Below are 21,608 nucleotides of genomic sequence, written 5' to 3' on the forward strand. Positions count from 1 at the left end.
ATAAACTATAGGACAGCCTCCCAGCGGTCTCCTCATGCTCAGATTGACAGGAGAAAACTGTCTGGAAGCTGTCACGTATTGGGGAAGACCGGCCAATATCGGCCGGATCGGCAAATCAGCGGCGTGAAAAAGTCAGATAAGCACCGACACGCCCTTCGCGATGCGCTTTCTGCTCATAGCGGGTGCCGGGCCAGGCCTCATAGGGCGTGTGCCAGTCGGCGGATGTTTCTGCCTGCCACGCGAACGCGCCATGAGCGCGGCAATGCTGCAATGTCCAGTTAACGTAAGTATCGATATCCGATGCAAAACGGAACGGGCTGCCCGGCTTCAATACCCGGGCAAAACGGTCAAGGTTCTTCTGGCTGACGAAACGGCGCTTCCAATGTTTCTTTTTCGGCCAAGGATCCGGATAAAACAGATCGATACCGTCAAGCGATGCGTCCGGCAGCCAGTCCAGGACCTGCGTTGCATCGTCATCGTACAGGCGAATGTTCTGCAGGGGATTTTCGTGCAGATCGACAACCAGCTTTGCCATGCTGTTGACGAAAGGCTCGACACCGATAAAGCCGGACTTGGGAAAACGGGCAGCTTCATGCAGCAGATGCTCGCCGCCACCAAAGCCGATTTCGAGCCGGACCTTGTCGACCTCCGCAGTAAAAAGACTGCGAAGGTCGCCGGGTGCAGGTTCCGACAGATCCAGTTTCAGCAGCGGCAGCAACTCGTCGCGGATGGAGCGTTGCAGGGGCCGCAGTGTCTTGCCATTGCGTCTGCCGAAAAACGCTTCCGTTGAACGCTCGCGCCTGGGCTCTTCTGTATCTGTCATCATCTTCAATCAAACTGGCTGCTTACGCAGCCAGTGCGCTCTTCAACTGCTTGGCCAGATCGGTCTTTTCCCAGGAGAACGAACCGTCACGACCGGGCTTGCGGCCGAAATGGCCATAGGCGGATGTCTTGGCATAGATCGGCTTGTTCAGGTCAAGATGCTTGCGGATGCCCGTCGGCGACAGGTCCATGACCTTGCGCAGGGCAGCTTCCACGGCATCTTCATTCACCTTGCCGGTGCCATGCAGGTCAACATAGACCGACAGAGGCTGAGCAACACCGATGGCATAGGACAGCTGGATCGTGCAGCGATCGGCAAAGCCGGCGGCGACAACATTCTTGGCGAGATAGCGCGCTGCATAGGCAGCAGAGCGATCAACCTTGGTGGTGTCCTTGCCGGAGAATGCACCGCCGCCATGGGGCGCCGCGCCGCCATAGGTGTCCACGATGATCTTGCGGCCTGTCAGCCCTGCATCGCCGTCCGGTCCGCCGATGACAAACTTGCCGGTCGGGTTGATGTACCAGACGCAATTGTCGGCAATCTTGAGATCGCCAAGCGCTTCGCGGATGTAGGGTTCAACGACCTTGCGAACCTTTTTGGAATCCCAGCTGGCATCCAGATGCTGTGTCGAAAGAACGATCTGCGTCGCTTCCGCCGCTACGCCATCGACGTAACGAACCGTCACCTGGCTCTTGGCATCGGGGCCAAGCCGGCCGGCCTCACCCTCGCCCTTGTGGCGGGCAGCGGCGAGAAGCTCGAGAATCTTGTGTGAATAATAGATCGGAGCCGGCATCAGGTCCGGTGTTTCCCGGCAGGCATAGCCGAACATGATACCCTGATCGCCTGCACCCTCTTCGCCCTGACGGTCAGATGCATTGTCGACGCCCTGCGCAATGTCGGCCGACTGCGGATGCAGCAGCACGTCAATCTTTGCAGTCTTCCAGCTGAAGCCCTCTTGCTCATAGCCGATATCGCGGATCGCACGGCGGGCGGCAGCGCGGAAGCGGGAGGGATTGATGACCGGATGACCCTTGGCGTCATGAACAACGGCGCCGTTCTTGTCCTTCTTGAGCAGCGTGTCGGGGACACGCACTTCACCGGCAATAACAACCCGGTTGGTCGTTGCCAAGGTTTCACAGGCAATACGCACAGTCCACGGATCAACACCCGTCTTCTTTGCTTCCTTATAAATCATATCGACGATTTCATCGGAAATACGGTCGCAAACCTTATCTGGATGACCTTCCGATACAGACTCACTGGTAAAAAGATAGGAACTGCGTGTCACGGGAAACCCCTCTTGAAACAAACCTACGCCCATTCCACAGGGAACGAGCCTGCGTAGTGTTTGCCAAGGTCCAAGGATTCAGTCAATCGCTTTCGTTTTCAAACAAACAGCATTGGAAGAATTTTTCTACTGTTTGAGCGGAAAGATCGACAGGCCAACGGGAATCTATCCTTCGGGATCTTCTTCGTGGCTCAATGTCCGCACCAGATCGAGGATTTTCCGGCGAATTTTCGGGTCGCCGATCTTGGCGAAGGCACGCGCAAGCTGTATCCCCTCGGAGCTGTTGAGAAAGCCCACCACGTATGTGTTGTCACTTTCCTCCTCGAACCCCTGCACCTTCTCCGGCTGGTCGGGCATATCATCAAAGAAAAACGTGACGGGCACGTTGAGAACGTTGCCAATCGCTTGCAGACGGCTGGCACCTACCCGGTTGACACCCTTCTCGTATTTTTGAATTTGCTGAAATGTAATTCCCAGGCTATCGCCTAGTCTTTCCTGGCTGAGGCCAACCATGTTCCGGCGCAGACGGATTCGGGCGCCCACATGGACGTCAACTGGGTTCGGTCGCTTTTTATTATCGGGCATGAAAATCTCATTCGTATGAAATGGGGCTGAAAACTAATTTTATCATCAATGTATCAACAGACCAAATATAACGGTATTCGACAGGGCAAAGGTAAAAAAGTCAACCGAGACGCCTTCTATCCCGATAAAAATACGCCAGTACGGCAGCAAAAAGCAGACCGAGTACAATCAGAAATTGAAATCTGCGTAAGCCTTCACTTAATGGTAGTTGAACCCTACCGGGAAGCGCCACATCGACCACACCCACTGCATTCAGTGCCAGGGCATCGATGATTCGACCGTAGGGATCGACAACCGCTGATAGTCCATTGTTGGCGGCGCGGACAAGCGGCAAACCCTGCTCGACCGCGCGCAATTGCGCCTGGCGGAAGTGCTGATACGGACCCGGCGTATCGCCATACCATGCATCATTGGTCACATTGATGATCGCGTCGGCCGCCGGCCCCTGATACCCCATTTCAGCCGGAAAGATCGCTTCATAGCAGATGAGCGGCAAAGCGGTGAGATTGTCGCTCACCTTGAGCGACTGCTTGGAGACGCCTGCGGTAAACCCGCCAGGCATTCCAGCAATTTCGCTCAAACCCAGGCTGCGCAGAATGCCTTCGAGCGGCAGATATTCCCCGAACGGAACCAGATGCACCTTGTCGGCAGCACCGGTAATCTCACCGGCATCATTGATGCTGTAGATCGTGTTGTAATACAGCGGCGGCTGATTGCCTCCCGGCTCCTCCATCCGCACGGCCCCGGCGAGCAGGACTTGCCCCTCTTTCAGCATTCCGGCAATGGCCCGCAACGCGTCGGGTGTTTTCGTCAGGATATAGGGGACCGCTGTTTCCGGCCAGACAATCACGTCGGGTGCGGGCGCACCGGATCGGGGTGGCTTGCCGCTCATGGCGAGATATTTATCAAGAATATCGCGGCGTGCTTCCACGTCAAACTTCAGATCCTGCGCGATCGACGGCTGAACGATACGAACATTGGGGCCCTTTGCGACAAGGCTGGCTGTCTGCAGCCTGTAAAACCCGTACCCCGCATGGGCGCACACCAGGATCAGCGCGACAACCAGGCCCGTTCTGACATCCCGGCGGCCAGCAAGCAGGGCGGGCATGGAAAACACCGCCACGGCCAGCGCATTCATGCCCAGGAGGCCGACAAAAACCGATGACTGCATGAGAACGGGAACCGGCATCGCCGCATAACCGATCGCATTCCAGGGGAAACCGGTGAGCACAATGGAACGCAGCCACTCGGTAATACCGAAGGCAAACGCCAGCGACAGAACACGGCCCATCCCTTCACTCCAGAACAGCCGGGCCAGCGCTGCAGCAAAAGCGTAGAAAACGGCCAGAACGGCCGGCAGTCCAAGCACGGCAAGCGGAATTGCCCAGGCAAAGCCGGCAGCGTCCACCAGCAGTGCATTCCCCAGCCACCAGAGGCCAAAGACGAAATAGCCGAAACCAAACCACCAGCCAATCATGGCTGCCGGCCAAAGCCTGCGGAGAGGCCCGGCGCCCGCATTGTCGACGGCACCGTCAATCAGCCAGACAAGAACCGGAAAGGAGATGAAGCAGACGGCAAAAAAATCATAGGGCGGCAGCGCGAAACTGGCCAGCGCACCCACGAAAAATGCCAGCGCAACACGCTTCCATCCCCACAGCAGGATGATTTTTCCGGCCAGACGCTGGATCATGCCATGCCCCACCCTTGGTGATTTTTCGTCAGTATTAGCGGGTGAGACTTGCGCCAATCATTCGTCCATTTCAGCGGGTTCATCCGCCGCGCCCGGACGCGGAGGGCGCGGGCGGCGCTCGGCATGGCGCAGCGGCACGATGCGAACCTTGCGGATACGGCGCGGGTCGGCTTCGAGCACATGAAACTCATAACCCGGAACCGCCTGGACCATCTCGCCGCGCACGGGAATACGCCCAAGAATCGAGAAGATCAGACCACCGACCGTGTCAACGTCTTCGCCATGCTCGCCAACGACAAAGCCGGACCCGATCTTTCCGGCGACCTCTTCAAGATCGGCGCGGGCATCGGCGATGAAGACGCCTTCCGGCTCCTCCATGATCATCACTTCGTCGTCGTCGTGCTCGTCTTCAATATTGCCGACGACCATTTCGACGATATCTTCCAGCGACACCAGGCCGTCGGTCCCGCCGTACTCATCGATAACCAGCGCGATCTGAATGCGTTGTGCCTGCATGCGGCCCATCAGGTCATTGGCAAGCATCGAGGGCGGCACGAAAAGGATCGGCCGCATGAGACTGAGCTCTGCAATGGTCTTGGTCAGTTCGACATTGCCCAGATCAAACTTGGCAGCAGCCGGTGCCTTGGGTGCCTTCGCCGAAGTTCGGCGCTGGGTCTTCACCCTGGAAATCTTGGTGATGTAATTGACCACATCACGGATATGCACCATGCCACGCGGATCATCCAGGGTTTCCGCGAAAACCGGCATGCGCGAATGGCCGGATTTTTCGAAAACCTCCAGCAGATCGCCGAGAGTCGTGGTGATATCAACGGCCTCAATATCGGCGCGAGGGATCATCACATCCTCCACGCGCAATTCGCGCAGGCGCAGGATGTTGTGAAGCATGGCGCGTTCTTCCGGCGAAAACGCCGTATCGCCATTATCCGTGCCCGCCAGCGCCGCATCGATATCCTCTCGCAGGGATGTGCCCGGGCGAGCGCGCAGAAATGGAAAAATTGCAGTGAGAAGCGAGCGCTTTTCGGTTGCGGGCGCTCTGGTGCTACTTTGCCCCTCGGCGTCACTCTCCTGCCCGGTTATACCCTTGGCGGGCGCGGCAGGATCGTTCTGGTGCGACGTGTCAGACATGGTCCTCAATCGGATTGATCGTCAGTGACCGATAGCGCATATGGGTCAGGAATGGCAAGATGCGCGAGAATTTTACGCTCCAGACCTTCCATCTCTTCCGCTTCGCTCTCGATAATATGATCATAGCCCAGCAGATGCAAAAAGCCGTGCACGATCAGATGCGTCAAATGATGGTCGAAAGGTTTCTGTTCATCGGCAGCTTCACGCTCGACCGTTTCCCGTGCGATGACGATGTCGCCGAGCATGGGGCCGGGTTTCTGGCCGGGCTTGATCGGAAAGGCGGGAAATGACAGCACATTGGTTGGCTTGTCCTTGTCGCGCCAGTCATTGTTGAGTTCGCGGATCGCCGCGTCGTCGGTAAAGACGAGGCTGAGTTCACTCACCGGTTGCGGGCCGCCATCCAATGTCTGCCATGCAGCAGCAATAGCCTTTTCGGCAAGCGCCTGCAGGGTGGCCTCCTCGGGCCAGCCGTCGGTTTCAACGAGAATATCGGTATCGATCAAAATTGTACCATCAAGCGTTGGATATCTTTCGAGCACTCGGCCCGTTGAGTCGGATAGCGCGGTTTTCAAGAACCGGAGCGCCGTGGACATTGTAGTCCATAAACGCCGGAAGTGCAGAAAATCGCATCAGACGGCCAACGGGATGGAGTGATCGAAATAACTCAGGGCTTGGCGCCTTCCTTGTCGTAGGCACGGACGATTGCCGCAACAAGCGGATGGCGGACAACGTCCACATCCGAGAAGCGGACTGTGACAATACCACTGACGCCGTCGAGAATTCTCAGCGCTTCAACCAGACCGGATTTCTGGCCAGGAGGAAGATCGACCTGACTGGGATCACCGGTGATGATCATGCGTCCGTTTTCACCAAGGCGGGTGAGAAACATCTTCATCTGCATGGCTGTCGTGTTCTGCGCCTCATCAAGAATGATGGCAGAATGCGCCAGCGTGCGTCCACGCATGAAAGCCAGCGGTGCAATTTCGATGACACCGGCAGCAATGGCCCGCTCGACCTTGTCGGCGGGCATCATGTCATACAGCGCATCATAGAGCGGCCGCAGATACGGATCGACCTTTTCCTTCATATCGCCGGGCAGGAAGCCAAGACGTTCACCAGCCTCCACGGCCGGACGCGACAGAATGATCCGGTCCACCAGGCCACGCTCCAGAAGCATGGCGGCATGGGCAACGGCCAGATAGGTCTTGCCGGTACCGGCAGGGCCGACGCCGAACACCATTTCCGAGCGGTCCAGTGCCCGCATATAGGCATCCTGTGTGGGCGTGCGGGCAAAAATCGTCTTCTTGCGGGTCGATATCTGGGCTGCAGCCATCTTGCTCTTGTTTTCCATGCTGGGAAGCGTCAGTTGATCGTCGGCGGCGATAGCCATGCGCAATGCGCCATCCACATCGGATGCCGAAATATCATGGCCCTTCTGCAGCTGTTCATAGAGCTGATCGAGAGCCCTTCGGGCCTGTTCGGTCGCGCCCGGTTCACCGCGAATCGCAAGCTGGTTTCCCTTGGAGCGGACATCGACACCCAACTTCTGCTCGATGCGGGCAAGATTCTCGTCGAACTGACCGAATAAGGCGCTTGCCAGCCGGTTATTGTCGAAAGTCAGTACGATATGCGCCAGATCCGAGGCCCCTGACGGAGCGGGTTTCAGCTTTTCGGTGGCGGTCAATCGGCTCTCCTTACCAAAAGGTGTTCAGTGCTTATATAGTCCCGTCGCTCGTCGTTTCCATCTCACGAACCCCAATCAGGCTGTTGGTTCCCGTGCTGATGATTCGTACCCTGATTATGTCGCCGATTTCCCCGCCATGTACATCGATAATTACAGGTTGTAACCAGGGAGATCTGCCAACCATCTGTCCGGGTTCCCGCCCGGCCTTTTCGATCAGCACGTTCATGGTTTGACCGACCAGACTGCGCTGGAATGCATATTGCTGTTCGGACAGCAGTGCCTGCAGGCGCTGCAATCTTTCGTCCTTCACGGCTTCGGGGACATGATCTTCCATATCCGCACCAGGCGTGCCGGGGCGGGGCGAGTATTTGAACGAATAAGCCGCGGCATAGGTGACGTCGCGCACGATCTGCAGTGTCGCCTCGAAATCCTCGTCTGTCTCGCCGGGAAAGCCGACGATGAAATCCCCGGAAAGGGCAATGTCCGAGCGCGCCTCGCGAATCCGGTTGATCAGCCGCACATATTCCGCAGCCGTATGCCTGCGGTTCATGGCCTTGAGAATGCGGTCCGACCCCGCCTGTACCGGCAGGTGCAGATAGGGCATCAGCATCGGCAGGTCACGGTGGGCATGGATCAGCGTGTCGTCCATATCGCGCGGATGGCTGGTCACGTAGCGCAGGCGCGCAATGCCGGGTATCTCAGCCAGCCGGTAGAGCAGCTCGCCCAATCCCCACTCGCGCCCGTCGGCGCCTTCGCCATGCCAGGCATTGACGTTCTGACCCAGCAGGGTCAGTTCGCGCACACCGGCATCAGCCAGCTTTTCGGCTTCCTTCAAGATCTGCGCGACCGGTCGCGAGACTTCCGAACCGCGGGTATAGGGCACCACGCAGAATGTGCAGAACTTGTCGCACCCCTCCTGGACAGTCAAAAAAGCCGTCACACCACGGCTTCGTGTCTGCTCCTTGCGGGGAGCCGGCAGATGCTCGAACTTGTCTTCGATCGCATATTCCGTCTCGACGACCCGCTCGCCCTGCCGCACACGGGCAAGCGCCTGCGGCAGGCGATGATAGGTCTGCGGACCGACCACCAGATCCACCACCGGCGCGCGGCGGGTGATCTCGTCGCCTTCTGCCTGTGCCACGCAACCGGCAACGCCGACGGTCAGCTCGCGGCCTTCTTTGGCGCGGGCGTCCTTCATCTTGCGCAGGCGGCCGAGCGCCGAATAGAGTTTTTCCGAGGCTTTCTCGCGAATATGACAGGTGTTGATCAACACCAGATCAGCGTCCTCCGCCGTATCGGTGGGGCTATAGCCTTCCGCCGCCAGACTATCCGTCATACGCTGGCTGTCATAGACATTCATCTGGCAGCCATAGGTCTTCACATAGACCTTGCGCGTGTTCGCAAGTGCTGGCGAAATGGGTCGGGTTCCGGATGTCTCGTCCGGTTTATGCGAGGTGCTGATATCGTCCATGCGAGGCTTCTAAAGCTTTTTGAGGCCTTTGAGAATAGCAGAGTCACCCGGAATGGCTGACTCCGGCGTTTCTCCCGCCGCCGTGACAAGATCCCGGCCAAGGAGCGACGACAACATCATCTCCCTCACCCGCTTCTCCATCAACCGTGCCAGCATCTTGCGGTTTGTCTTGCTGTCGATGGTCATCGGTTCGCCGAACCAGACATCGACATCGATCGCACCGTCCTTCAAAAGCCCGATCAGGCTCGGTCCCAGCGGCACGTCGCCCGGCCAGGAAATGATCGGGCGATGGAAGCGGCCCATCGGCACGCCATGCACCCGCGTATAGGCAATCGCGACGGGTTGCACCGTCACTGTTTCCACGCTGGTTTCGCGGATTGCCACCTGGGCAGCACCGAAAAGCGAGGTCTTGAAGGGCAGGACGCGATTGCCGTCGGACGTGGTTCCCTCGGCAAACAGCACCATGACGTCACCGGCGGCCAGACGCGTTGCAATCTCGCTCGCCTGATCATGGGTCTTGCCGCGCTTTTCCCTCTCCACGAAGACGGAGCGCTGCAGTTTGGAGAGCATGCCGAACAGTGGCCAACTCGCCACTTCGATCTTGGCGATGAAGGACAATTCCTTGAGCGCCCCCAGCACCACGATATCTGTCCACGATGCGTGATTGGCCGCCAGCAGCAGCGGGCGCTGCGTTGCCATGTCCCCATGCATGTGGATGCGCAAGCCCAGCAGTTTGGCAACGATGCGGTGATAGAAAATCGGAAACCGCTTGCGCAAGCCCCAGCCGGCCTTGAGGAAAAAGTACTGCAATGGCACCGAGATCAGGGTGACCAGCGCAAAAGCCGTTGCCGTGACAGTAAAACGGACCCAGGACATCATGTCAGCGCGCCCGCTTCAGGTCACGGCGCATGGTCAGGGCCGCGGAACGGCCGCCCGCAGTTTCATAATAGCCGGGACGTTTGCCCACCTGCTTGAATCCAAGACGGCGGTAGAGCGCCAGGGCCGGCATATTTGTCTCGTCAACCTCCAGAAACAGCATTTCCGCCCGGGCATTGTGCAGATGGCGCAGGGTCGCGTCCATCAAGGCATGCCCAAGACCACGCCGTTGCGCGGACGGCGCCACTGCAATCGTCAGGATTTCCGCCTCGTCGACAACGAGCCTTGCCAGCACAAAGCCGCCGGGAGGCGCAGATCGCCTGCCCTCTTCCCGCGCAATGAAGCCGAAGACATTCCCTTGCATCATCAGCGCATGGAATTCCTCATCGCTCCATGGCTGGCTGAACGTCAGGGCGTGCAGCTTTGCCAGGTGAATCGAATCCGTGCTTGCCAACGGTTCAATGACAAAAGGACGGTTGCGCAGATTACCCAGGGGAAAGCCCATCATTCCGAGACCTTCCTTCGCAGGACAAAACCCTGCTGCGGCTTGACGTCGAGCCCGCGCAGATAGAGCGGCTTCGGCGCTTCGCCATCAACCGCGCGCAGAGCGCCCAGCCGGGCAAAGGCTTCAATCGTTCCCGTCGACGTGGTTACGGCCACATCGAGCTTGTGTTGCTTGCCATCATTGACGAGGGCCGCGCCCGAACCGGACAACACGACATCGTCCGGCCGTTCCGACAAGGCAGAGAACACGTCCGGTATGGTTGTCACACCGGGCACCGAGCCGGCAGAACCATCCGGCGCAAAGAACTGCGCATAGATCTCGTCGCGCCGTGCATCGATAATCGACAGGACGGGACGTTCCGGAAACACACGCCGTGCATCAAAAGCCAGTGCTTCAAGCGTGCTGACACCCACGACCGGACATTGCAAGGCAAGACCAAAGCCGCGCGCCGTGGAAACGCCGACACGCACGCCGGTGAACGATCCGGGGCCGATGCTGACCGCGATCTTGCCGATGGCACTGATCGGTACCGCTGCACGGTTCAACGTCTGTTCAATGAAGGCCATCAAACGCTCCGCATGTCCCTTGCCAATATCCTCACTCGTTGCGGCAAGCACGGTCCCGGTTTCGACATCGAGAACAGCAACGGAGCAAAGAGTGGAGGCCGTATCAAGCGCAAGCAGTTTCATGGCCAATCGCGTAAACAAGAATCAGCCAGCAAACAAGTAGTGTTCGGGGCGGCACGCATTAATCTGGACAAAATTGCACGAGGCTTTTCAGTCCTGTTGCTGATTGCCGCCTCGATCGCGAACACTGAATCCTGTGCCTTGTCCGCATCACGGAAAGTCAGCGTTGAGTTGCAGGCGAGCGGCAGCGGCAGCCAATCTCTTGTCTCTGCTCCACAACCGCGTGCCGGGTGTTAGCCGCGTTGCCGCCAGCAAGTGCGCGTCGACATAGCCGATACCAAGACTGAACAGCGCTTCGGCATCGATAAAATGCAGGACTTCCTCCTCGTTGGCTATTTTCACCTTCGGCAGATCACGAAGGGCAGCCAGGATGAGGTCACGTTGCCGTAAAATGCCTAAAGCAATTTCACCCACAATGAATGGGTGAACCATAATCTGATTGGTGTTGAGACGCAGTTTTAATTCGGCATCGCCAACGCGCAAATGATCGATCCATATCGATGTATCGGCGAGGATCACGCCTATGCGTCCGATCCGATGCGGCGGCGGGGTATCGTGTTCAAACCTGGCTCGCTCCCTCCAAGGAGCGCCAACCGGCGTGCGCTTTCACGTTCGATCAAAGCCTTGAGGGCTTCCCGAACGAGGGCGGACTTTTCATGCAATCCCGTGAAATCCTGTGCTTTGGCAATAAGCTCATCATCAAGAGCAAGTGTGGTGCGCATTTCCGGCTTCCTGGTTCAGGCATGATTTTAGCATCGAATGATGCGGCAAACAATGCATACCAAAGTCGACCCACGCTCCGCCGACCGTCCGCGCGGATTGACCAAAGATCTTGGTCAATTATCCATGATCAGTGCCAGCGGCGCCCTGAACCGCGCCACAAGCCCTTCTTTCTCATACTGAATATCGGCATCCCCGGTGCCCGACAGGCCGAAACGGATCAGGCGCGAGCCAAATCCTTTCTTTTCGGGAGCAGTTGTGGCCGGGCCGCCGCTCTCGCGCCATGTCAGGACAAATTCCATCTGCGACGGAGCACGCTGGATTTCCCAACTGATCTCCACCTTGCCCTGCCTGTTGGACAGCGATCCATATTTCAGTGCGTTCGTGGCAAGTTCATGCAGCAGCAGCGACAGGGAAAGAACGGCCTTTGGCCCGAGATTGAGATTGGGTCCGCGCAAGACGAACTGCGCTGTTTCGCCGTGCAGCGCCAGGACGCTCTCCAGTACCGAGCGGATACGCGCCGCCGACCAGTTCTGGTGCAGCAGCACATTATGCGCCGAGCTGAGTGCCATCAGGCGCTGCTTGAATGCCTCGACCGCGTCCTGCGGCGCATCGCGCAGCGTTTGCGTTGCAATGGCCTGAACCATGGTTAGCGTGTTTTTCAGGCGATGGCTCAATTCCTGATTGAGAATCCCCTGTTCATGCTCGGCCTGCAGCTTGGCAATCGCCGCGTAGGTTCGGTCGGCAATGCTGACGACAAACTGTATCTCGTCGGTCTGCCAATCCCTCGGATTCTCGCCGTGAACAAACATCAGCCCCACGAGTTCACCGGCGTGCATCAGCGGTACATTGATGAACGACCGGGCTTGAAGGGCGGCATAGCCGTCATAGTCCTGCGCCAGCCAGTCCGTTCCCGGTATGTCGGAGACGGCAATCGGAATCCCGATCTGCGAGTTCTTGATCGTCGCCTTGAAGTTCACCAGCGAGTGGCGGCCGGCCATGGACTTCAGTGCGGCCGCTGTCCAATCCCGCTCGACATTGAAAATATCCGCCGTCAAATCGATGATGGCAAATCCCGCACGACCGGCATTCAGGTTTTCACCGAGGATCCGTGAGGCAATTTCCGCAGCTTCGGCTGTTGTATGGGCGTCGCGAATACTGTCACCCAGTTCGAGAAGGGCAGCCTGGCGGATTTCCGCCTGCTTGCGCTTGGTGACATCCTGGACCGTGCCGCGGAAAAACGCGGGTTGGCCAACGTCGTCATAGGCAAGCTCGCCACGGCGGCTCAGCCAGCGCAGCGAACCGTCATCGGCACGGCGGATCCGGTATTCGATATCAAGCATGACGTTTCCATCAAGGCGAGATGGTTGATCGGAGACCAGATGCCTGTCGTCCGCATAGGTCAGCACCTCGAACGTCGGAGCGGAATATTGCTCACTCTCCGGCAGTCCGTATAACCGGCACATTTCGGGCGTAACGCGCGCAATATTGGTTTTGAGATTGAGTTCGAATGCCCCGATGCCCCCCGCCTGTTGCGCGGGACCAAGCCATCCATCGACCCGGTACTGCTTGTTGCGCGCCGCTTCACTCGACAGGGCCCGTTTCAGGCTGGAGCGAATCGACCGCCGCTGCTGGAGAACAACGTCGTTGCGGTCTTCCAGTACGCGGCGCAGTTCGAGGATGGTAATGACCTGCTCGGCAAGGTCCTGAAGAGCCTCGGTCTGCGCATCGGTCAGCCCGCCGGGGCGCGGCACGCTGTCGATCACGCACAGGGTTCCGATCGCTTCACCGCTGGGTGTGTTGAGAACGGCCCCGGCATAGAACCGGATATGGGGTTCTCCCGTCACCAGGGTATTGTGCCTGGTGCGCTCATCCAGTGTGAGGTCCGGAATAATCAGGACGGAGCCCGTCGGCAGCGCATGCGCACAAACCGATTGCTCCAGAGGGGTTTCGCAAGTCTCAAAGCCTGACCGCGCCTTGAACCATTGCCGGTCTCCGGCGACCAGGCTGATCAAAGCAACCGGTGTCTCGCAAATCTGCTTGGCAAGAGAGACAATATTATCGAATGCCGGCTCTGACGGCGTATCGAGGACATCATATTCAGCAAGGGCAGCCAGCCGATGGGCGTCCTGAAGAACTGAATGGGGCAAATCGCTCATGGATAAACCCAATCGCCAGATTATATGAGAGACACGGGAGTTTTCGTGGTTATCAAATAGTCTAATTTTGCTCCGTGACAATTGCTATTTGCGAATTCCCGCGATCCGCGTCGCCGCAGGCAGAGGAAATGCCGATCCAGCGCGATATCTGAACGGGCTTGGCCATTGTCAGGATATGGGGCAGCTTCCGGCGGTCACGTCGAAACTCCTGGTGGCAAACTCGCGCCCATGCGTGTCCTGCAGGGAAAAGGTCCAGACACCGGAAACCAGTTCGTAGCTCTTCTCGAACACCCAGCCCGCATAGCGCTGCTGCCGGATGGCGCCGTCGGGCCAGCTGCTGCGCTGCATGCTGCGGCCATCAGGCGTGTGAATCACCGGATGCCGGACAACGATCACGATCGGCACGACCTGGAAATCGGGGACATTGAACGCGGCATACATCACGCCGAAACTGGTCCCGAGGCAGGCGGTTATTTTGTCGGCCCTGACAACGTCCACCGGCCCGTCGACAAGCCGGTTATAGCCCGTCGGCGTATCCGGTGCCGCTTCAGTGCCGACATCCTTCGCCCGCGTCAACCCCCAGTCAAGAATTTCAATGGCCGGTTCTGCGCCCTGCGCCCTCGCAAGCCCCGCCCCGGCCAACAATGCCGGACACACCAGGGCCAGGAGGCGAAGAGCGCGCATCGGCTGCTATGCAGCCGCGCGCTTGGCTTTCAGTTCCAGTCTGCGGCGGTGCAGGACCGGCTCGGTGTAGCCGTTCGGCTGTGCCCGCCCCTTGAACACCAGTTCGCAAGCGGCCTGAAACGCCACCGATGCGTCAAAATCGGCGGCCATCGGCTGATAGTGCGGATCGCCCTCATTCTGCTTGTCGACGACCCCCGCCATGCGCTTCAGCGTTTCCAGAACCTGCGCCTCGCCGGCAACGCCGTGATGCAGCCAGTTGGCGATGTGCTGGGCGGAAATGCGCAACGTGGCGCGATCCTCCATCAGGCCGACATTGTTGATGTCCGGCACCTTGGAGCAGCCGACGCCCTGATCCACCCAGCGCACGACATACCCCAGGATGCCCTGGGCGTTGTTGTCGAGCTCGCGCTGGATATCTTCCGGTGTCCAGTTGGGTCGCGAAGCGACCGGCACCGACAGGATATCACCGAGTTTGGCGCGACCGCGCGTCTTCAGCTTTGCCTGTACCTCGGCCACATCAACCTTGTGATAGTGGGTGGCATGCAGCGTGGCGGCCGTCGGCGACGGCACCCATGCGGTGTTGGCACCGGCCTTCGGATGGGCAATCTTCTGTTCAAGCATGGCTGCCATCAGGTCCGGCATGGCCCACATGCCCTTGCCGATCTGCGCGTGGCCGGCAAGGCCGCATTCAAGCCCGACGTCGACATTCCAGTTTTCATAGGCGCCGATCCACGATGCCTGCTTCATATCACCCTTGCGGATCATCGGACCCGCCTCCATCGAGGTGTGAATCTCATCGCCGGTGCGGTCGAGGAAACCGGTATTGATGAAAACAACCCGTTCCTTCGCCGCACGGATGGCTTCCTTGAGGTTGACCGTCGTACGGCGCTCCTCATCCATGATGCCCATCTTCATCGTGTTGGGCTGCATGCCGAGCAGGGCTTCAACGCGCCCGAACAGCTCCGAGGCAAAGGCGACTTCTTCCGGGCCGTGCATTTTCGGCTTGACCACATACATCGAACCGGCGCGCGAATTCATGCGGCGGCCCTTGGGGCCGACGTCGTGCAGGGCGATCAGACCGGTGATTGCCGCATCCATGATGCCTTCCGGCACCTCATTGCCATCCTTGTCGAGGATGGCCGGATTGGTCATGAGATGACCGACATTGCGCACCAGCATGAGCGAACGGCCGGGCAGCGTCAGCGGCTTGCCGTCTTTTCCCGTATAGTCCCGGTCGGGATTGAGCTTGCGCGTGACTGATTTGCCGCCCTTTTCAAACGTATCCTGCAAATCGCCGTTCATCAGGCCGAGCCAGTTGCGATAGACAACAACCTTGTCTTCCGCATCGACGGCAGCAACGGAATCCTCGCAGTCCTGAATCGTGGTGAGTGCCGATTCCAGCACCACATCGGCAATATTGGCCGGGTCGGTTTTTCCAATGGGATGATCGGCGTTGATGACGATCTCCACATGCATGCCGTTCTTCACCAGGAGAATGGAGGATGGCCTGGAAGCATCGCCCTTATAGCCAACGAACTGTGCCTGATCCTTCAGCGACGGGGAAACCCCATTGGCGGTCTTGAGCACAAGCGTGCCGTGATCAACGGAAAGACTGGTCACATCAGCCCAGTGTGCGCCATCGAGCGGCACACTGTCGTCGAGAAAGGCCTTGGCCCAAGCGATGACCTTGGCGCCGCGCAGCGGATTGAATGCCTTGCCCTTCTCTGCACCCTCGGTTTCCGGAATGGCATCGGTGCCGTAGAGCGCATCGTAAAGCGAACCCCAGCGCGCATTGGCCGCGTTGAGCGCATAGCGGGCGTTCATGACAGGCACCACCAGCTGCGGTCCGGCCGTTACCGCGATTTCCGGATCCACATTGTCGGTCGAGACGGAGAATGTTCCGCCCTCGGGCAGCAGATAGCCAATTTCCCGCAGGAACGCTTCATATTGCTCTGGCGTATATCCTGTCTGCCGCTTTTCGCGATAGAACGCATCGAGCTTTTCCTGAAATGCATCGCGCTTGACGAGCAAGGCCCGGTTCTTGGGCGACAGATCATCGACAATTGCTGCCAGACCCTGGAAAAAGGCGTCGGCATTGATCGATGTTCCGACCACCGCTTCATTAGCCACGAAGTCGTAGAGCTCTTTCGCCACCTTCAGACCATCGATCTCGACCCGCTCGCTCATACCATACTCCTTAAGATTTTCTGTTAGCGTACCCTTGAACACACCAAAGCATTCCTCGTCAATTCGGCCTAAATGAACATGATTTATGCCGGAAGGGAAACAATCAATCAGTGGGCAATGCGAGGCCTGCCGGTTGCGGTTGCGACCAGCACCGCTTCGATGAATTTTCGCTGGTCTTCAACAGTCGCAGCGCTGATGTTTCGGACGATGGTGACCTGTGCCTCGTCGGTGCCAGCTTCCAGCGCGAAACTGCGAACCTGCCCTTGCAGCGTTTCTTCGGCGAAGGCAATCGCGAGATCTTCCTCCTGAAAGTCCTTCACCGCCTCCCCCGCTGCCACGCGAAAAATCCCTTCGGCGGGCTGGCTGATGTAGGCTTCGACCGATACGCGCACCTGCCCGACCACGGCACCGAGCGCATTGGCGACATCCGTATCGACGGGAACAATGCTTGGCGCACCCAGCATGGCTCCAACGGCGGGATAATAGACGGGAGCGGAAGCACCCAGGCCGATCAGCGGCCGGTCAATATCAAGCTTGACGCCGGCAATACCGCCCTGCCCGGAAAGCGCGCGCTGGGTCAGCGGACTGGCTACCATGTCAGGTCCATCCAATCCATCCTCGGCAAAGATGGTTTCCAGCACCACTTCCGATGAACGGCGGATGAGCGCGTCATAGGTACGCCGCGAAATTTCCTCCGGCGTATCGCACAGCGGGCGGCCCGCGCCGTCCTTGCGCCTCGCATAGAGAATGGCGCCATAGCGCGCCGCTTCGCCGTTCCAATTGTTCTGCAGATGGAGAACATGGCAGGCATCGGACGGCGTGAACCCCGAGAGATGGACGAGTCCCCGCGCGACCAGCCGGTTGATCGTCGCGGTCTGGGAAACGGAGTTCAGGAGCCGGTCGAGCGGCTGCGGTTCCCGCGTAATCCGCTGGTAGAGCTCGGCTTCCCCCTTGCTCAATCCGGATGCCATTTGCTCGGGAACGCCGGTCAATAGAGCGAACCGGCCATCCAGGCGTCCGGGATTGGCCGTCTTCACCTGCCGCGCCAGATGATCGATGACGATGGCACCGTGATTGGCCGCAAGCAGAGACAGCGGCACCAGCCGCCTTGGTCCAAGCATGATGCGCGGCGCCATGGCATTGTCGTCCAGCGACACCTCTGAATCGCCACCCAGCCCGAATGTGCGCATGGCCACCGCCTCGACCATGGTGCGGAAACCGCCAACGGTGGCGCCATTGGGATCGAGCCGTGGACGGCCATTGTCGAGAACGGCAACGTCCGTGGTCGTCCCGCCAATATCGGACACGATGGCGTTGTCGAGGCCCGTCATGTGGCGCGCGCCGACAAGGCTGGCAGCCGGTCCCGACAGGATCGTTTCGATCGGGCGATGCCGTGCAAAAGCCGCCGAGACCAGTGCGCCATCGCCGCGCACCACCATGAGCGGCGCATGAATGCCGCGCCGGTCGAGGAAACCTTCCGTTGCCGCGACGAGGCGGTCAATCATGGCGATGAGCCGCGCATTGAGGACCGTTGTCAGGGCCCGGCGCGGACCGTTCAGCTTGGCCGAAAGTTCGTGACTGCAGGTAACAGGCAGACCCGTCTGAGCGCGCACAAGATCACGAACGGCAATTTCATGCTCGGGGTTGCGCACGGCAAAATAGGCGCAGACTGCAAAACCCGTCACCTCCTCCTTGAGGCGCGGCAAGGCCTCCTGCAGCGCCGAGACATCGAAAGGTTGCGGGCGGCCATAGACATCATGGCCGCCGGGCAGGAAGACGACGGGATCGGAGCCAAGGGCAGACCCGAGGTCCGCCTTCTCCAGGTCGGCCGGCGAGAACCCGACCATGACAAGCGCGATCCGTCCGCCCTGCCCTTCGACAAGGGCATTGGTGGCCAGTGTCGTCGACATGGACACAAGGCGGATATGGCCGGGATCAACCGAAGCCTCTTCGACAATGCGCTCGACCGCGCCGGAGATGCCGACACTCAGATCGTGGCGTGTTGTCAGAGCCTTGGCCTTGGCGATAACGCCGCGCGCCTCCGACCAGAGAACCGCATCCGTATAGGTGCCGCCCGTATCAATACCGAGGAAAATTGCGTTCTCTACCTGTGAATCAGCCATGATGCCCTGCGCCGTTTGTGGCAGGGTTATCCCATGACGGCACCAACGACTAGCGTCATTCCGACCATTTGCCGCCGCAACAGCACAACACTGCCGGAACCATTCAACTCCTGCTACGTTGACGCGTGGGAAAAGGGGGCTTCTATGGCATCACAATCTGGCAGTCATGCGGGATCGAAGAAGGTTATCTATGCCGCCATCCTCGGCAATCTTCTGATCGCGGCAACCAAGTTCATTGCCGCCTTCTTCACCGGTAGTTCCGCCATGCTGTCGGAAGGCGTTCATTCGCTGGTGGATACGGGAAATGGCGGCCTGCTTCTCTACGGCCTGCGGCGGGCCGCCAAGCCAGCCGACAAGGCGCATCCGCTCGGCCATGGACGCGAGCTTTACTTCTGGAGTTTCATCGTTGCGCTGCTGGTGTTTGCCGTGGGTGCCGGTGTCTCGTTCTATGAAGGCCTCATCCACATTCTTGAGCCGGAGCCCGTCGCCAATCCCACTGTCAATTATGTCGTGCTTGGCTTTGCGCTGCTGTTCGAGGGCATCTCATGGACAGTCGCGCTGAAAGAATTCCGAACCATGAAAGGCAAACTCGGTTACCTCGAAGCCGTGCAACAGAGCAAGGACCCGAGCGTCTTTACGGTCCTGTTTGAGGATACGGCTGCGCTGCTGGGACTCATCGTAGCGTTTGCCGGCATTTCAGCGGCGCAATTCTTCGACATGCCCGAATTCGACGGGGTTGCCTCCATCGGCATTGCCATCATCCTCGGTGCAACCGCAATTTTCCTCGCCCGGGAAAGCAAGGGCCTGCTGATCGGCGAGTCGGCGCTGCCGGAAGCGGAACAGCAGATTCTTGATATTGCGGGCAAAGATCCGGCCATTCAGCAGGCAAACGGCGTGCTGACCGTCCATATGGGACCCAAGCAGATCGTTGCCGGGCTCAGCATTGAATTTGAGGATCGTCTTACCGCACCCGAGATCGAAGCCTGCGTCGAGCGTATCGAAACAGCAATCCGTCAGGCCAACCCGGACATCGTGTCCGTCTTCGTCAAACCGCAGACTGCAAGTACCTGGAAGACGCGGCGGCAAAAAATCGTTGAGGGCTAATCTTCATCCACCACGCGCAGGCGCAACTGGCCCGTTGCCGATGCTGCCGACCTGTTGGCATCCGGCCCCTTCGCGGGTTCGCCGGCCGCCGGATCGACAAACTCCAGCGCCTCGATCTTCTGGCCGCGCTTCGTCACCTTGCTGGACGAGACGAGAATATCGTCAATATCCTTGCTCGCCTGACCGAAATGCGTCTGCAGTCGCCGGACCCGGTCGTCCAGGCGCCCGACATCTTCCATCAGGCGGATCACCTCACCCTGGATGAGATGTGCCTGCTCGCGCATGCGCACATCCTTGAGCACCGCCTGAATGACCTGAATGGACAGCATCAGCAGCGACGGCGATACGATGACGATGCGCGAACGATGGGCTTTCTGCACAACGCCTTCGAAATTCTCGTGGATTTCGGCAAAGATGGATTCCGACGGCACAAAGAGAAATGCCGTATCCTGGGTTTCGCCATTGATCAGGTATTTCTCTGAAACATCGCGAATATGGATTTCGATATCCCGGCGAAACTGGGCAAGCGCCAGTTTCTTCGTATCCGGTGTCTCGGACTCGCGGATGGCGTTCCATGCTTCCAGCGGAAATTTGGCGTCGATGACCAGATTGGGGGCGCCATTCGGCATGCGGACGATACAATCCGGCCGGCTTCCATTGGAAAGCGTAGCCTGGAACTCATAGGCCCCTTGCGGCAAGCCATCGGCAATGATGGTTTCCATGCGCGCCTGACCGAAAGCGCCGCGCGTCTGCTTGTTGGCGAGAATCGCCTGCAGCTGGACAACCTGTCCGGCCAGCGACTGGATATTGTTCTGCGCGGTATCGATGACCGCCAGCCGCTCCTGCAATTTGGCCAGATTTTCATGGGTCGACTGCGTCTGTTCCGTCATGGTCTGGCCGATGCGGCTGGTCATGCCGTCAAGGCGTTCGCGGATCGACTGGTTGAGCTCCGCCTGGCGCGAACCGAAAAGTTCCGCCATGGTCTGCATGCGGCCCTGCATCTCTGACTGGCTCTTCAGGATCTCGGCCATCCGCACTTCCGCATCACGCGCACGGTCTTCCGCCTGGAATTCCGCGATCAGCCGTACCCGTGCCGAACGCCACAGCGCGATCCCGCACAGGACAATGGCAAGTGCAACGATGACAGCCGCCATTACCAGTGCAGTACCGACCGATATCGACGTGGCACCGAGCTGAAACAGTGGCTGGTCGAGTGAATGTGATGTTTCCATGGGAAGCAGACTAACCGATTCGGATGGCAAATGTGAGATCAAAACGAGAACATTTTCACAAATGCCATTTATGCCGGGATTGACGGTTGAAAGCCGAGATATTAGGTGATGCTCATGTCTATCAAACCGCTTGTCATTCTTCCCGATCCGCTGTTGCGCCAGGTTTCCAAACCCGTGGAGCGCTTTGATGCCGATTTGCGCAAATTCTCCAACGACATGCTCGACACCATGTATGACGCGCCGGGGATCGGCCTTGCCGCCATTCAGGTGGCGGAACCGCTGCGCATGCTGGTGATCGACCTTGCCAAGGAAGACGAACCGAAGGCACCCCAGGTTTTCATCAACCCTGAGATTTTGTCGTCGAGCACCGAACGCAACGTCTATGAAGAAGGCTGCCTGTCCATTCCGGATTATTATGCGGAAGTGGAACGTCCGGCAAAAGTGCGCGTTGCCTATTTCGATATCGAAGGCAAGAAGCACGAGATCGAGGCGGACGGTTTGCTGGCAACCTGCCTTCAGCACGAGATCGACCACCTCAACGGCGTTCTGTTCATCGATTACATCTCGCGCCTCAAGCGTGAAATGGTGGTGAAAAAGTTCAAGAAGCTTGCCAAGGATCGCGTTCCGAGCCGGCTGGCGGTGTAA

At 58.8% G+C, this 21,608-nt stretch carries 20 protein-coding genes; 2 read left to right on the forward strand and 18 right to left on the reverse strand.

The annotated features are described in order from the left end of the window. Nucleotides 1-115 precede the first annotated feature (115 nt). The 17 genes from RDL77_RS03275 to RDL77_RS03355 form a co-directional block, all read right to left on the reverse strand. Entirely contained in the window at nt 116-823 is a 708-nt protein-coding gene (locus tag RDL77_RS03275; protein ID WP_288191783.1) for a tRNA (guanosine(46)-N(7))-methyltransferase TrmB, read from the reverse strand. Between the two features lie 22 nt (nt 824-845). After that, a complete protein-coding gene (gene metK / locus RDL77_RS03280; protein WP_223612072.1) occupies nt 846-2,111 on the reverse strand; it encodes a methionine adenosyltransferase in 1,266 nt (421 codons plus the stop codon). Nucleotides 2,112-2,276: 165 nt separating this feature from the next. Next, on the reverse strand, nt 2,277-2,696 hold the full coding sequence (locus tag RDL77_RS03285; protein WP_223612073.1) for a helix-turn-helix domain-containing protein: 420 nt from the start codon (nt 2,694-2,696) through the stop codon (nt 2,277-2,279). A gap of 100 nt (nt 2,697-2,796) precedes the next feature. Then, nucleotides 2,797-4,386, reverse strand: a complete 1,590-nt coding sequence (lnt, locus tag RDL77_RS03290) for an apolipoprotein N-acyltransferase (protein WP_288191784.1) — start codon at nt 4,384-4,386, stop codon at nt 2,797-2,799. A 57-nt stretch (nt 4,387-4,443) separates the two neighbouring features. Continuing rightward, nucleotides 4,444-5,532, reverse strand: coding sequence for a hemolysin family protein (locus RDL77_RS03295; protein ID WP_288191785.1), 1,089 nt, complete (start codon nt 5,530-5,532; stop codon nt 4,444-4,446). Between the two features lie 5 nt (nt 5,533-5,537). Continuing rightward, nucleotides 5,538-6,035 carry an rRNA maturation RNase YbeY gene (gene ybeY / locus RDL77_RS03300; protein ID WP_223612079.1) on the reverse strand — a complete coding sequence of 166 codons (498 nt, stop codon included), beginning with the start codon at nt 6,033-6,035 and terminating at the stop codon, nt 5,538-5,540. Nucleotides 6,036-6,196: 161 nt separating this feature from the next. Beyond that, the gene (locus RDL77_RS03305; RefSeq protein WP_223612080.1) at nt 6,197-7,216 is read right to left on the reverse strand and encodes a PhoH family protein; all 1,020 of its coding nucleotides are present in this window, start codon (nt 7,214-7,216) and stop codon (nt 6,197-6,199) included. A 31-nt stretch (nt 7,217-7,247) separates the two neighbouring features. Next, nucleotides 7,248-8,687 carry a tRNA (N6-isopentenyl adenosine(37)-C2)-methylthiotransferase MiaB gene (gene miaB / locus RDL77_RS03310; protein ID WP_288191786.1) on the reverse strand — a complete coding sequence of 480 codons (1,440 nt, stop codon included), beginning with the start codon at nt 8,685-8,687 and terminating at the stop codon, nt 7,248-7,250. A gap of 9 nt (nt 8,688-8,696) precedes the next feature. Continuing rightward, nucleotides 8,697-9,563 (reverse strand): lysophospholipid acyltransferase family protein, encoded by an 867-nt coding sequence (locus RDL77_RS03315; protein WP_374042656.1) that lies wholly within the window; start codon nt 9,561-9,563, stop codon nt 8,697-8,699. A 4-nt stretch (nt 9,564-9,567) separates the two neighbouring features. Continuing rightward, complete coding sequence (gene rimI, locus RDL77_RS03320) at nt 9,568-10,071, reverse strand: ribosomal protein S18-alanine N-acetyltransferase (RefSeq protein WP_288191787.1); 504 nt, start codon at nt 10,069-10,071, stop codon at nt 9,568-9,570. Continuing rightward, a complete protein-coding gene (gene tsaB, locus RDL77_RS03325) occupies nt 10,068-10,757 on the reverse strand; it encodes a tRNA (adenosine(37)-N6)-threonylcarbamoyltransferase complex dimerization subunit type 1 TsaB (protein ID WP_288191788.1) in 690 nt (229 codons plus the stop codon). Before tsaB ends, rimI begins: the two co-directional genes overlap by 4 nt. A gap of 147 nt (nt 10,758-10,904) precedes the next feature. Further along, complete coding sequence (locus RDL77_RS03330) at nt 10,905-11,273, reverse strand: type II toxin-antitoxin system VapC family toxin (protein WP_288191790.1); 369 nt, start codon at nt 11,271-11,273, stop codon at nt 10,905-10,907. A gap of 2 nt (nt 11,274-11,275) precedes the next feature. Continuing rightward, entirely contained in the window at nt 11,276-11,476 is a 201-nt protein-coding gene (locus RDL77_RS03335) for a type II toxin-antitoxin system VapB family antitoxin (RefSeq protein ID WP_223612090.1), read from the reverse strand. 114 nt (nt 11,477-11,590) lie between these two features. Then, nucleotides 11,591-13,633 (reverse strand): GAF domain-containing protein, encoded by a 2,043-nt coding sequence (locus RDL77_RS03340; protein WP_288191792.1) that lies wholly within the window; start codon nt 13,631-13,633, stop codon nt 11,591-11,593. A gap of 168 nt (nt 13,634-13,801) precedes the next feature. Further along, a complete protein-coding gene (locus tag RDL77_RS03345; RefSeq protein WP_288191793.1) occupies nt 13,802-14,317 on the reverse strand; it encodes a DUF3859 domain-containing protein in 516 nt (171 codons plus the stop codon). Nucleotides 14,318-14,323: 6 nt separating this feature from the next. Continuing rightward, nucleotides 14,324-16,504: a malate synthase G gene (locus RDL77_RS03350; RefSeq protein WP_288191794.1), complete on the reverse strand. Its 2,181-nt coding sequence runs from the start codon at nt 16,502-16,504 to the stop codon at nt 14,324-14,326. 107 nt (nt 16,505-16,611) lie between these two features. After that, entirely contained in the window at nt 16,612-18,627 is a 2,016-nt protein-coding gene (locus RDL77_RS03355; protein ID WP_288191795.1) for a hydantoinase/oxoprolinase family protein, read from the reverse strand. Between the two features lie 144 nt (nt 18,628-18,771). On the opposite strand from RDL77_RS03355, the gene RDL77_RS03360 reads away from it, so the two are divergent. Continuing rightward, complete coding sequence (locus RDL77_RS03360) at nt 18,772-19,731, forward strand: cation diffusion facilitator family transporter (protein ID WP_288191796.1); 960 nt, start codon at nt 18,772-18,774, stop codon at nt 19,729-19,731. Here the strand turns inward: RDL77_RS03360 and RDL77_RS03365 are convergent. Continuing rightward, the gene (locus RDL77_RS03365) at nt 19,728-20,963 is read right to left on the reverse strand and encodes a DNA recombination protein RmuC (RefSeq protein WP_288191797.1); all 1,236 of its coding nucleotides are present in this window, start codon (nt 20,961-20,963) and stop codon (nt 19,728-19,730) included. The genes RDL77_RS03360 and RDL77_RS03365 overlap by 4 nt on opposite strands. A gap of 114 nt (nt 20,964-21,077) precedes the next feature. Between RDL77_RS03365 and def the strand changes: the two genes are divergently transcribed. Then, complete coding sequence (gene def / locus RDL77_RS03370; RefSeq protein ID WP_223612100.1) at nt 21,078-21,608, forward strand: peptide deformylase; 531 nt, start codon at nt 21,078-21,080, stop codon at nt 21,606-21,608.

Origin of the sequence: uncultured Phyllobacterium sp. (assembly GCF_902479695.1) — a bacterium.
Taxonomy (GTDB): domain Bacteria; phylum Pseudomonadota; class Alphaproteobacteria; order Rhizobiales; family Rhizobiaceae; genus Phyllobacterium; species Phyllobacterium calauticae.